General features: G+C 71.7%; 12 protein-coding genes. 4 read left to right on the top strand and 8 right to left on the bottom strand.

All coding sequences use genetic code 11. The annotated features are described in order from the left end of the window. Positions 1–5: 5 nt before the first annotated feature. Positions 6–719, bottom strand: a complete 714-nt coding sequence (locus P3T39_RS01095) for a M48 family metallopeptidase (protein WP_280695301.1) — start codon at positions 717–719, stop codon at positions 6–8. Positions 720–1,023: 304 nt separating this feature from the next. Here P3T39_RS01095 and P3T39_RS01090 point away from each other — a divergent pair, with 304 nt between their 5' ends. Beyond that, the gene (locus P3T39_RS01090; RefSeq protein WP_280695300.1) at positions 1,024–2,169 is read left to right on the top strand and encodes a ThiF family adenylyltransferase; all 1,146 of its coding nucleotides are present in this window, start codon (positions 1,024–1,026) and stop codon (positions 2,167–2,169) included. A gap of 235 nt (positions 2,170–2,404) precedes the next feature. Continuing rightward, entirely contained in the window at positions 2,405–3,790 is a 1,386-nt protein-coding gene (locus P3T39_RS01085) for an AarF/ABC1/UbiB kinase family protein (RefSeq protein WP_280695299.1), read from the top strand. Positions 3,791–3,897: 107 nt separating this feature from the next. Here P3T39_RS01085 and P3T39_RS37495 read toward each other — a convergent pair whose 3' ends face one another. The 4 genes from P3T39_RS37495 to P3T39_RS01065 all read right to left on the bottom strand — a co-directional run bounded on the left by P3T39_RS37495 (position 3,898) and on the right by P3T39_RS01065 (position 7,720). Then, positions 3,898–4,296 carry a hypothetical protein gene (locus tag P3T39_RS37495; RefSeq protein ID WP_348534292.1) on the bottom strand — a complete coding sequence of 133 codons (399 nt, stop codon included), beginning with the start codon at positions 4,294–4,296 and terminating at the stop codon, positions 3,898–3,900. Beyond that, positions 4,293–4,655: a WhiB family transcriptional regulator gene (locus tag P3T39_RS01075; RefSeq protein ID WP_280695298.1), complete on the bottom strand. Its 363-nt coding sequence runs from the start codon at positions 4,653–4,655 to the stop codon at positions 4,293–4,295. Before P3T39_RS01075 ends, P3T39_RS37495 begins: the two co-directional genes overlap by 4 nt. A 167-nt stretch (positions 4,656–4,822) precedes the next feature. Next, positions 4,823–5,314, bottom strand: a complete 492-nt coding sequence (locus P3T39_RS01070) for a hypothetical protein (RefSeq protein ID WP_280695297.1) — start codon at positions 5,312–5,314, stop codon at positions 4,823–4,825. 234 nt (positions 5,315–5,548) lie between these two features. Next, positions 5,549–7,720 (bottom strand): ATP-dependent DNA helicase UvrD2, encoded by a 2,172-nt coding sequence (locus P3T39_RS01065; RefSeq protein WP_280695408.1) that lies wholly within the window; start codon positions 7,718–7,720, stop codon positions 5,549–5,551. Positions 7,721–8,013: 293 nt separating this feature from the next. Between P3T39_RS01065 and P3T39_RS01060 the strand changes: the two genes are divergently transcribed. After that, positions 8,014–8,271 carry a mycoredoxin gene (locus tag P3T39_RS01060; protein WP_280695296.1) on the top strand — a complete coding sequence of 86 codons (258 nt, stop codon included), beginning with the start codon at positions 8,014–8,016 and terminating at the stop codon, positions 8,269–8,271. Here P3T39_RS01060 and P3T39_RS01055 read toward each other — a convergent pair. Beyond that, on the bottom strand, positions 8,244–9,125 hold the full coding sequence (locus P3T39_RS01055) for a GntR family transcriptional regulator (protein ID WP_280695294.1): 882 nt from the start codon (positions 9,123–9,125) through the stop codon (positions 8,244–8,246). The two genes, P3T39_RS01060 and P3T39_RS01055, sit on opposite strands and share 28 nt — an antisense overlap. A 166-nt stretch (positions 9,126–9,291) precedes the next feature. Between P3T39_RS01055 and P3T39_RS01050 the strand changes: the two genes are divergently transcribed. Next, on the top strand, positions 9,292–9,780 hold the full coding sequence (locus tag P3T39_RS01050) for an ATP-binding protein (protein ID WP_280695293.1): 489 nt from the start codon (positions 9,292–9,294) through the stop codon (positions 9,778–9,780). 180 nt (positions 9,781–9,960) lie between these two features. Here P3T39_RS01050 and nudC read toward each other — a convergent pair whose 3' ends face one another. Together nudC and P3T39_RS01040 are read right to left on the bottom strand one after the other, a co-directional pair. Then, a complete protein-coding gene (gene nudC, locus P3T39_RS01045) occupies positions 9,961–10,884 on the bottom strand; it encodes an NAD(+) diphosphatase (RefSeq protein WP_280695292.1) in 924 nt (307 codons plus the stop codon). A 69-nt stretch (positions 10,885–10,953) separates the two neighbouring features. Beyond that, on the bottom strand, positions 10,954–12,354 hold the full coding sequence (locus P3T39_RS01040; protein ID WP_280695291.1) for a dipeptidase: 1,401 nt from the start codon (positions 12,352–12,354) through the stop codon (positions 10,954–10,956). Between the last annotated feature and the right edge of the window lie 82 nt (positions 12,355–12,436).

Here is a 12,436-nt window from a genome sequence, read left to right as displayed (position 1 = left end):
CAGGACTAGTCGCAGGACTCCGGGGCCTCGTCCTCGGCCGGCGCCGGGGCACGGCCGCCGCGCGCACCGGGGATGTGCGGCAGACGGGCGGCCGAGGCGACGCCCTCCAGGTACCCGCGCGCCCGCTCGGTGCGCGGGTACGCCTCCAGCAGCGCCCAGAAGCCCGGCCCGTGATCGGGTACCAGCAGGTGTGCCAGCTCGTGCAGCAGCACATAGTCCACGACGTAGCCAGGCATGCCCTGCAAGCGGTGGGAGAGCCTGATGGTGCGCTCGCTGGGGGTGCAGGACCCCCAGCGCGAGTTCTGGTTGGTCACCCAGCGGACCTGCTCGGGCTCGGCCCTGCCGCCCAGATAGGCGGCCGACAGCTCCCGCGCCCTGGCCTGGAGGGCATCGTCACCGAGCGTACGGCGGCTCTCCTGCGCTGCCAGCTTGTCGAGCATCTGCGCCACCCAGCGCTGCTCCTCGGCATGCGACATCCGGGCCGGGATCAGCACGATCGTCCGGTCACCCTCGCGATAGGCCGAGACCGTGCGACTGCGGCGGGCGCTGCGCCGGACCTCGACCTTGGCACGGTCCGGACCCGAGGGGCTGTCGAGGGCCGACGGGAGCTCGTGGACGGAAGGGGCCTCGCGGACCGAGGTCGTGTCGAGACCGGACGGGGTGTCGGAGAACGGAGAAGCGCCGGGCGCGGAGCGCGCGGGGCTGCTCGGCGTCGCCACTCCCGGCCCGGAGGCTGCACGGGCACGCCGAGGCGACACCGAAGGATGGGAGTCCCTTTCGGCTGCCATGGCACCCGACGTTACCCGGTGTCACCGACAGAAGTCCGCTGCCGTGGCCGAAATCTCTCTCGGAACGATCGGTACCGAAAGGCGGTGGAACTCGGCTGCGGGAGTTGTCCACAGGGTGTGCGAACGGATGGTCCGATCATCCGCCCGAGCCTGTGGACAACCGGACTCACGGATGCGGCCCGATCGGGCATCCTGCCGTCGGACGAACGCCCTCGCACCGCTCCGGAGGACCACCATGCGCCCCGAGTCCAGGCCCCTGCTCAAGCCCGCGCTCTCCCGCGCCTGGCGGGACAAGGAGACCCTGCAGTTCGGCACCGTCCGTCGGCATGCCCGTCTGGTCGAGGAGGTCGACCAGGCCGTCAGCGCCTTTCTGGAGCTGATCGACGGCAGCCGCGAGCACACCGCCCTGCTCGACGCCGGAGAGCGGCTCGGCCTCGGCACCGCGCTGGCCGAGCAGCTGCTCGCCTCCCTGGAGCAGAGCGGCCTGCTGGACGACGCCGAGGCCACCACCCAGGCCCTGGCCGGGTATCCGCGCCCCCGGCAGGACTTGCTCGGCCCCGACCTCGCTTCGCTCTCCCTGGTGCACCCCGCGCCCGGCGAGGCCCCTGCCGTACTCCGGGGCCGGTCCCGCGCCCGGGTCGAGGTGCGCGGCGCGGGCCGGGTGGGTGCCGCCGTCGCCGCTGCGCTCGCCGCGGGCGGTGTCGGGTCCGTCACCGTCCTGGACAAGGGCCGGGTGACGGCACGGGACTGCTCACCGGCCGGCTACCCGCCCACCGAGGTCGGCCGACTGCGCACCACCGCCGCCCGGGACGTGGTGCACCGGGCAGCCGGCGCCGCCGTCGCCGAGCGGCACCGCCGCGCCTCACGAGCGCCGGCCAGCGAGGCTCCGCCCATGCTGGTCGTCCTGGCCCCACGGGACGGCAGCGGCGCCTTCACCGGCGCGGCCGCCGAGTCCCACCGGCTGATGCGCGCCGGCATCCCGCACCTGTACGTCGGCGTGCTGGAGCACCTGGGCATCGTCGGGCCGCTGGTCGTCCCGGGCGCCTCGGCCTGCGGCAGCTGTGCCACGCTGACCCGGCGGGACGAGGACGAGGCCTGGCCGAGGCTGCTCGCCCAACTCGCCGACGAGGGCCCGGGCCGCCCCCGCGCGCCCGCCTGCGACAGCGCGCTCGCCACCGCCGTGGCCGGGCTGGCCGCCCTGCACGTCCAGCTGTACCTGGACGGAGGCCATCCGCCCAGCGTGGACGGCTGGTGCGAGATCTCGGCCGCCGACGGCATGGCCCGGCGCCTGCGGCTGCCCAACCACCCCGACTGCGGCTGCCTCTGGCAGTCGGTGCCCCAACCCAGGCCCGCCGTCCGGGAGTCGATGCGCATGGCATGACGCGCGCCCCCAGGTGGTCGGCGCACGCCCCAGGGACGACACCCACCGCCGCCCACCGCCACCGCCCGGCGAGGACGAGTCGCGCGATCAGCACGTGATCAGCAGTTTCGTCCAAGGGATGCGATCAGGCCGGACCGTCCGGCCGAGCGGCCCTGGCGAGCGGGCACAATGGCGTAGTGACCACCATCCTCCGGTCTGTTGGGGCCGACGGGGACAACTGACTGGGAGGCCCTGGGTGAGCGATCTTCCGCGCAAGGCAGTGACCCGTACGGCTCGGCTCGCCGCCCTTCCTCTGGGCATAGCCGGACGCGCCACGCTGGGCCTGGGAAGAAGGATCGGCGGACGTTCGGCGGAGGTGGTCACGGCCGAACTCCAACAGGCCACCGCCGACCAGCTCTTCAAGGTCCTGGGGGAGCTGAAGGGCGGAGCCATGAAGTTCGGGCAGGTGCTGTCCGTCTTCGAGGCCGCACTGCCCGAAGAGGTCGCCGGGCCCTACCGCGCCGCCCTGACGAAGCTTCAGGACGCCGCGCCTCCGATGCCCGCCGCCTCCGTCCACGCCGCCCTGGCGGAGCGGCTCGGCAAGGACTGGCGCTCGAAGTTCCTGAGCTTCGACGACCGCCCGGCGGCCGCCGCCTCCATCGGCCAGGTGCACAAGGCGGTCTGGCACGACGGGCGCGAGGTCGCGGTCAAGGTCCAGTACCCGGGGGCGGGCGACGCGCTGCTCTCCGACCTCGCCCAACTCAGCCGGGTCGCCTGGCTGCTCGGCCCGCTGATCCCCGGTCTCGACATCAAGCCGCTGATCTCCGAACTGAGAGAACGGGTCTCCGAGGAACTCGACTACGAGTTGGAGGCACAGGCCCAGGATCGGCACGCCGAGGAGTTCGCCGACGACCCGGACATCACGGTGCCCCGGGTGGTGTCCCAGGCCGACCAGGTGCTGATCACCGAGTGGCTGGACGGCATCCCGCTGGCCGAGGTGATCGCGAACGGCACCCAGCGCGAGCGCGACCGGGCCGGCCAGCTGCTGGCCCGCTTCCTGTTCGCCGGCCCGTCCCGTACCGGACTGCTGCACGCCGACCCTCACCCGGGGAACTTCCGTCTGATCAAGGACGGCCATGCGGCGTCCGGCTGGCGCCTGGGCGTGCTCGACTTCGGCACCGTGGACCGCCTGCCCGAGGGCCTGCCCTACCCGATCGGGGACTCACTGCGGATGGCCCTCGCCGGGGATGCCGCCGGAGTCCTGGACATGCTCCGCGAGGAGGGCTTCGTCAAGCCCTCGATCGAGCTGGATCCGGACGCCGTCCTGGACTACCTGAGGCCGATCATCGAGCCGGCCACCGTGGACACCTTCCACTTCACCCGCAGCTGGATGCGTTCCCAGGCGGCCAGGATCGCCGATCCGCGCTCCCCCGCCTACAACCTCGGCAAGCAGCTCAACCTGCCGCCGGCGTACCTGCTGATCCACCGGGTCACCCTCAGCACCATCGGAGTGCTCTGCCAGCTCGGGGCGAAGGCGCCGTTCCGGGCCGAAATGCTGGAGTGGCTCCCGGGCTTCGCCGAGGTGGAAGCCCCCGAGGAGGCCCCGGGCGAGGCCATGGAGAAGGCTCCGCAAGAGAGCTGACCCGGCATCAAGACCCGCAACGCGGCGATGGCCGCTCCCCTGTCGCAGGGGAGCGGCCATCGCCGTCACGGGGGTACCGGCCTGAATCCGCGTGCCGTGGAAGGTACTTACATCACGGCAACCGCGAGCGCCTTACGGGCACGCAGCGAAGCGCGCTCGGCACGGCGCTTCAGCTTCGCCGCCCGCGCGACGCGGAGGACCAGACGTTGGTGTTCGGCCTCTTGCAAGCGCTCTTGCATATGGGCCCGGGCCAGGGATTCCTGGAGAAGATGCATTTCGAGTGTCCTGTTCTGGATCTGAAGTTCGGTGGTCTGCTCGGCGCGGACGGTCGGATCGATGGCGGCGGGGGTCATGTGGTGGTCCTGCTCGTGGTACGTGTTCGGGAAGGGACGGGAGAGGGCTGCATCCGCCTTGGCGGCGGCGACGCGGATGGAGTGCCGCAGAGCGCTGTCCAGCGGGGGCTGCTCTCCCCGGCGAACGGCTGCCGCGGACTTCGCGGGGTTCATGCCACGACCTCGTTCTTGCGCGGACGGCCACGGGGCCGCTTGCGGGCGACCACCACACCCTGGACGAAGAGCTCGCCGCCCCAGACGCCCCACGGCTCACGCCGCTCCAGCGCACCGGCCAGGCACGCCTCCTTCACCGGGCAGGTGCCGCAGAGCGACTTGGCGTACTCGACGTCCGCCGGCGTCTCCGCGAAGAAGACCTCGGGGTCGAAGGCACGGCAGGGGATGGGCTGTCCGAGCGCCTCGGCGTCGTCGAGCGCGGTGAGCTGCATGAGGGAAACCTCCGGAGGGTCGGCCTGGTCGGCCTTGGTGTTGTCTGTCGGTACGGACGGGAATGGCGGTGTGATGACCGTGGACACTGTGGGTGTTCCTCGTCTTCTCTCTGTGGTTCCGATCCCGGCCTACTGGTGGGGCCGGATCGGAGGCCCCGAGGGGCCAGGGTGGTCTGACGTACCGGACAAACAGAAGGGCCGCGGATCCCGGTGTACGGGTTTCCGCGGCCCTGGAGTGCCGACCTGAGGGTGCCTCAGGTTCGTTCTCTCCAGGGTCCAGGCCCGCGGAAGGCCCGCATCCGGGTGGCCGTGGCGCCGGTAAAGGCGGCCTCGGCCTGGCTGATCAGCTGCTCGTTCTGCTTCTGGGCTGCTCCGGCACCGATGGACCCCGCATAGTCGCCATGCTTGACGGCGGCTACGACTGCCTTCGGTGCCTGGAGCGGTCGCTCGATGCGCAGCTCGCTGCGGCCCTCGAACTTCGCCCCGCTGCGGGACAGACCCGACTCGACGGAGGTGGCATCAGTGTTGCCACGACCACTGACAGTGGAGCCATTGACAGTGATGGCATCGGCAACGACGGAGACACCGGTGGCGTCGAGACCCAGACCACCCTCGGCAAGCACGACCACGTCGCACAGCTGTGCGGCAGAGATCGAGGTGCCGGCGGCGCCGAACTGCGAGGGGGCGCCCCAGGGCATGGCGATGACGGTCTGGCCAGTCAGTTTGGTGATCATCGTGGTTCCCATGTCATTCGCCTCCTCTCGGCGTCTCGCGGTGCCCAGTCCCCCGGGCCCCGATGTTCGGATGTCTGTCAGGTCAAGCTCAGGTACAGCTGATGGTGCGCAGGGGAAAGCTGTTCCAGGAGTGACCCCGTCCAGCTCGCGGTCTCGTCCCCTTGACCGCTCCGGCAGGCTATTGCGCTCCCAGCACGGCGCGCAAACTATTTTTCCGGCGAGTTCCGAAGTGGTCTTCCGAGCGGCTCAGGCCGACTCCTCCGACTCCCCCGAGTCATCCCCCTGCTGGTCGCCCTCGGACTCGTCCTCGGGTACCTCCCCAGCACACAACGACAGCACGGCGGCACCGTACTTGTCCAGTTTCATGGCACCGACTCCCGAGATCAGGGCCAGCTCACGGGTGCCGGCGGGGACGTCCTCGGCGATCGCCATCAGGGTGGCGTCGGTGAAGACGACATAGGCCGGAGCGCCCTGCTTCCTGGCCTGGCCGGCCCGCCACTCGCGCAGCCGCTCGTACAGCGCCTCGTCCATCGAGGAGGGGCAGTCCTCGCAGCGGCGCAGCTTGCGCTCCACCGCCTCGGTCAGTGTGCGGTCGCAGACCCGGCACTTGACCGGGCCGCGCACCTTGCGGGCGGCCGAGCGCTCGGCGCCGAACTCGACCCCGCCCCTCCCCCCGCGCGAACGCGCGCCCGAGGTGCTGGAGCCCGGGCGCAGGCCGTCCAGGAAGCGGGTGGGCTTACGGCTGGCGCGGCCGCCCGGGGAGCGGGAGAGTGCCCAGGACAGCGTCAGGTGCACCCTGGCCCGGGTGACCCCGACGTAGAGCAGGCGGCGCTCCTCCTCGATCTGCTCGTCGGTCTTGGCGTAGATGATCGGGAGCGTGCCCTCGGAGAGGCCGACCAGGAAGACGGCGTCCCACTCCAGACCCTTGGCGGCGTGCAGCGAGGCCAGCGTGACGCCCTCGACCGCGGGGGCGTGCTGGGCGGCGGCGCGGGCGTCCAGCTCGGCGACGTAGGCCGCGAGGTCGGCGGCCTCGCCCGTGGACCGGCGGGCCGTCTCGAACTCCTCGGCGAGGCGGACGAGGGCGGCCAGCGACTCCCAGCGCTCCCGGACGGTGCCGGAGCCCGCCGGGGGCACCGGGGTGAAGCCCCGGGTGGCCAGTACGGCACGGACCTGCCCGGCGAGGTCGGGGGCCTCGGCGGTGAGCGGGTCCGAGGCGGCGCGGGCGGCGCCGCGCAGCAGCATCACCGAGTCCCGCACCTCGGGCCGCTCGAAGAACCGCTCGGCGCCCTTGAGCTGGTACGAGATGCCGAGGTCGGCCAGCGCCTGCTCGTAGACCTCGGACTGGCCGTTGGTGCGGAACAGCACGGCGATCTCGCTCGCCCGCACGCCCTGGGCCAGCAGCTTCTCGATCGCGTGGGCGGTGGACTCGGCCTCGGTCGGCTCGTCCGGGTACTCGACGTAGAGCGGGTCGGGACCGGCCTCGCGCTGGGAGACCAGCTCCAGGCGGTGCTGGGCGGCGTGGCCCCTGGCCTGGCCGAGCAGGCCGTTGGCCAGGTGCACCACCTGGGGGGTGGAGCGGTAGTCGCGGACCAGCTTGACCACCGTGGCCTCGGGGTGCCGGTTGCGGAAGTTCAGCAGGTGGTCGGGGGTGGCGCCGGTGAAGGAGTAGATCGTCTGGCTGGCGTCGCCGACGACGCAGAGGCTGGCGCCGCCGGCCGTCCACTGGTCGAGCAGGCGCTGCTGGAGCGGGGAGACGTCCTGGTACTCGTCCACGGTGAGGTGGCGGTACTGGGCGCGGACCCGCTCGGCGATCTCCGGGCGGTCCTCCAGGATCGCGGCGGTGAGCAGCAGCACGTCCTCGAAGTCGATCACGCCGCGGTCGCGCTTGGTCTGCTCGTAGGTGGCGTAGACCTTGGCGATCTCGGCCGGGTCGCGCGGGGCCTCCCGGCCGGTCTTGACCACGGCGGCCGGGTAGTCGTCCGGCACGATCTGGGTGACCTTGGCCCACTCGATCTCGCTGGTGAGGTCGCGCAGCTCGGTGCGCTGGACCCGCAGGCCGCTGCGGCCGGCCGCCTCGGCGACCAGCTGGACCTTGCGCTCCAGCAGCCTGGGCACCTCGCCGCCGATCGCGCGCGGCCAGAAGTACTGGAGCTGGCGCAGTGCGGCGGAGTGGAAGGTGCGGGCCTGCACGCCCTCGGCGCCGAGCTGGCGCAGCCGTCCGCGCATCTCGCCCGCCGCCCGGGCGGTGAAGGTGACGGCGAGCACCTGCTGCGGCTGGTAGACGCCGCTGCGCACGCCGTAGGCGATCCGGTGGGTGATGGCCCTCGTCTTGCCCGTGCCCGCACCCGCGAGGACGCAGACGGGGCCTTGCAGGGCCGTCGCCACCGCTCGCTGCTCGGGGTCGAGACCGGCCAGCACGGCGTCGGCGCCGGGCGCCGCCCCACCGGCGAGGGCGAGGGTGTCGTACGGGCCAGAGGTGCCCAGGAGCTCTTGCTGCATGCCGTCCATCCTCGCAGGGTCGGCCGGTGATCAGGTCCGGGTTGTCCACAGGCTCAGTGGGCTGAGCAGATAATCACCCCGGAGGCGGGGCATCGCCCCGCCAAACCGGCGCGCGTGCTGAATCGCACGCCGGGCGCACGAGGAATGACGGAAGCACTCCGTACGTTCTCGTCACAGACCGCACGCCCCCTCTCCGAAGGAGCCCATCGCCCATGTCCGGCAGCGTCACGATGTACAGCACGACCTGGTGCGGATACTGCAACCGTCTGAAGAGCCAGCTGGACCGCGAGGGCATCGGCTACACCGAGATCAACATCGAGGAGGACCCGTCCTCGGCGTCCTTCGTCGAGTCGGTGAACAACGGCAACCAGACCGTGCCGACCGTGCTGGTCCAGCCGGTCGGCGGCGGCGAGCAGGTCGTGATGACCAACCCGAGCCTGCGTCAGGTGCAGGCCGCCCTGGCGGGCTGACCCGGGATCATCTCGGCGACGGCCCCGGCCCCTTCGGGTCCGGGGCCGTCCTCGTGCGGCTCGGGCACCGGGCGGGCCTCCAGCTCGCCGAGCGCGTACACCAGGCGGCAGCGGTCCGCCGAGTAGCGGGTCTCGACGACCCGGACCGGCCCTCGCCGGTCGTACGTCACCCTGCTCTGCACCAGCAGCGGCACACCGGGCCCGCCCTGGAACCAGGCCGACTCCTCGGGCCCCGGCATCCGCGAGACCAGGTGGTCCACCGCACCGACCTCGGTGCGACCGAGCGCGGCCAGCACCGACTCGTCCCCGCCCGGCACCGGGTCGGGCTCCATCAGCGGCGTACCGGCGGCCAGCCCGGCCCGGTAGTGGCTCTCCTCGATCGAGTACGGCTCACGGTCCATCAGCCGCAGCTGACGGCGGACCACCACCGCCTCGCCGGGCCGCATCCCGAGCCGCTCGGCGATGTCCACCCTGGCCCGGACGATCAGCATCTCGAAGTCCACCGTCAACCGGCGCCCCGCCGACTGTGCCTCTTCCGGGTAGACCTCGGAAGGTGCGGTCAGGCAGTCCGGCAGGCCGGGGGCGAGCGCGGGGCCGTAGACCCGGTGGTCCAGCACCGGGTGGTCCTTGAGGAAGGTCCCCTTGCCCTGGAGGCGCACCAGCCTGCCCTCGTTGACCAGCACGTCGACCGCCAGACGGACGGTGTTGCGGGCCACGCCGTACTGCTGCTCAAGCTCTCCCTCGACCGGGAGCGGGACATCGCTCTGCCACTCCCCGGCCGCAATGCGGCGGCGCAGATCGGCGGCCAGGCGCTGGTACTTGGGTGATTGGGCACTGCCCCGTGGGATTGTCACCCGAGTGAATGTAGCGATAGGGCTTGCGCCATTTCAGCGAAACCGGCCAATATTGGCCGGGATTGGGGATTCCGAGACTGATCCCAACCAGAACGATTGCGGTCGTTCGGCGACATCGTCGCCAAATCCGGCGCCGTATTCCAACCAGCACACCGGGGGCGGATCCATGCCCGTAACCAGTTCCGCGCACCTGTACAACGCACGTGAGGCCGAACGGCAACGCACCGGCCCGGACGGTGCGCAGCAGCGGCCGGGGCGCGCGCTCGAAGCCGCCGATCGCGGCGCATGGTCGGTCACGGCCACCTTCCCGCCCCAGCCGCGCAATGTCGGCCGGGCCCGTCTGCTGACCGGCACCGCGCTGGCCGCCTGGGGTGCCGGCGCGCTCGCCGACACCGCTCAGCTGGTGGTCTCCGAGCTGGTCACCAACGCGGTGCGGTACGGCAGGGGCGCGATCTCGATCACCCTGGCGCTCACCGACACCGCCCTGCAGATCTCCGTGGCGGACTTCGGCCGCGAGCTGCCCCAGGTCCGCGAGGCCGGGGAGGAGGACTCCACCGGCCGGGGCCTGACCATCGTCACCACGCTCTGCGAGCAGTGGACGGTCACTACCCGGCTGAGCGGGAAGACCATCAGCTGCTGGCTCGGGCTGCCCTGACCCGCCCGGTCGGAATCCATCGGACCCGATCAGGCATTCGATCAGGGACCGGATCAAATTAATCCGACAATAAAAGCCAAAGGGGCGTGCAGCGGATAGCCGCACGCCCCCTATTCGCACCCGATCAATGGGCCGCGAGGCGATCCGCCCGGCGAACCACCGGATGTGCTGCCGGACGAACTACCAGCGGGACGCCGCCGGCAGCGGCTCCCCGTACCAGAGTTCGACCAGGTGGCGGGCAATCGAAATTCCGGACGGCTGCAGGATCTCCCCCGCAGCCATTCCGGCCCGCAGTTCATCGCGGGAGAACCAGCGCGCCTCGGCCAGTTCCTCGCCGTCCACGGTGATCGCGGTGCCCCCCGGCGCGGCCTTCCCCATGAAGCCCAGCATCAGGCTGGCCGGGAAGGGCCACGGCTGGCTGGCCACGTACTCGACCTCGGCGACCCGGACCCCTGCCTCCTCGAGGACCTCCCGCGCCACCGCCTGCTCCAGCGACTCGCCCGGCTCGACGAAGCCGGCCAGCGTGGACCAGCGGCCCTCCGGCCAGATCGCCTGACGGCCCAGCAGACAGCGGTCCTGCTCGTCGGTGATCAGCATGATCACCGCCGGGTCGGTCCGCGGGTAGTGCTCCGCGGCGCAGGAGGTGCAGCGCCGCACGTGTCCGGCCCCGGCCTTCTCGGTCGCATGGCCGCAGCGCGAGCAGAAGCTGTGCAGCCGGTGCCAGTGCTCCAGCGCGACCGCGTGCACCAGCAGCCCGGAGTCGCGGTCCGAGAGGAGCCCGCCGACCTCGCGCAGTCCGGCCGGGCGGGCGTCGCCGTCCAGCCGCCCCGGCAGGCTCTCACCGGCCAGGGCGAAGTACGAAGTCCCGTCCTCGTCGGTACCGAGGAAGTACCGGTCGCCGGTCTGCGGCGCCTCGAAGGAGGGCAGCAGCACCAGCTCGGTGCCCAGCTCGGTGTCGACCACGAAGGCCTCGCCGCCCGAGATCGGCAGCACCTTGGTGCTCGGGTGGCTCCAGGCCGCCGCCAGCCACGGCTCGTCGAAGCGGTGCTGGGCGGCGCGGTCCACCCCGGCGCGAGCCAGGGCGAGAGGCTTGGTATCAGGCACGGTGCTCAACTCGGTCCATCCCCGTTCTGGTTGTCATTGGCGGGCGGGTGGCCTCGGCGGGCCCCAGGCTCACGCCTGGAGCCAGTTCTCGGCCAGGTCGCCCCAGAGGTACGCGGCGGTCTCCACACCCTTGGCCAGCAGGTCCAGCTCGACCTTCTCGTTGACCGAGTGCCAGCCGTCCGAGGGCACCGAGATGCCCAGGAAGAGCACCGGTGCGCCCAGCACGTCCTGGAGGTCGGCGGCCGGCCCCGAACCACCCTCACGGGTGAAGAGGATCTTCTTCTCGAACGCCCGCCCCATCGCCCGGACGGTGGACTGCAGCGCCGGGTGGTCCAGCGGCGTCAGGCACGGCCGGGTGGCGCCGGGGAAGACCAGCTCGTAGCGGATGCCCGCGGGCACCTGTGCGGCCACCCACTCGCGGACGGCCTCCTGGACCTTCTCGATCTCCTGACCGGCCACCAGCCGGAAGGAGAGCTTGAGGTGCGCCTGAGCCGGGACGATGGTCTTGCCGCCGGGGCCCGTGTAACCGCCCCAGATGCCGTTGACCTCGGCGGTCGGCCGGGCCCAGGTCCGCTCCAGGGTGCTGTACCCGGCCTCGCCCTGGGTGCCGTACGACTTGGCGACCTTCAGCCACTGCGCCTCGTTGAAGGGCAGCTCGGCGAAGAGCTCGCGCTCCCGCTCGGTCAGCTCGACGATGCCGTCGTAGAAACCGGGGACGGCCACCTTGCGGTCGGCGTCGTGCAGGGCCGCGGCGAGCGACGCCGCGACGTCGGCCGGGTTGGGGACGGCGCCGCCGAAGGAGCCGGAGTGGATGTCGGTGTCCGGGCCGTACAGGTCGATCTGGGCGTCGGCCAGACCGCGCATACCGGTGCAGACGGTCGGGGTGTCCTCGGCCCACATACCGGTGTCGGAGATGATCACCACGTCGGCGGCGAGCCGTGCTGCCTCGCGGCGGACCAGCTCGGCGAAGTTCGGCGAGCCGGACTCCTCCTCGCCCTCGATCAGCAGCTTGAGGTTGACGGCGGGCGCGGTACGGCCGGTGGCCGCCAGGTGCGCCCGTACGCCCAGGGTGTGGAAGAAGACCTGCCCCTTGTCGTCCGCCGCGCCCCGGGCGAACAGCTGCTTGCCGACCACGGTCGGCTCGAAGGGCTCGGTCGCCCAGCCGTCCTCCTTGGCGGCGGGCTGCACATCGTGGTGCCCGTACACCAGCACGGTGGGGGCTGACGAATCCCCGGAGGGCCACTCGGCGAAGACGGCGGGCAGGCCGTCGGTCTCCCAGACCTCCGCCACCGGGAACCCGGTCTCGGTCAGCTTCGCGGCCAGCCACTCGGCCGAGCGGCGGACGTCCGAGGCACGGTCCGGGTCGGCGGAGACGGACGGGATGCTCAGCCAGTCGGCGAGATCCTGGAGGAACGCGGCCTGGTGCTGGTCGATGTAGGAGCGGACGACGCTGTCCGGGGTTTTCGTCATACGGACGACTTTAGTTCGCCCATGCGGGTGCGTGCCCACGACGTCCGAGCACCAAGTCAGTAACCTCCGTCACCTCCTGGGC

The sequence above is a fragment of the Kitasatospora sp. GP82 genome, assembly GCF_029892105.1.
Classification (GTDB): Bacteria; Actinomycetota; Actinomycetes; order Streptomycetales; family Streptomycetaceae; genus Kitasatospora.
Note: the sequence above shows the minus strand (reverse complement) of the source record. Positions and strands in the feature narration are given on the sequence as shown.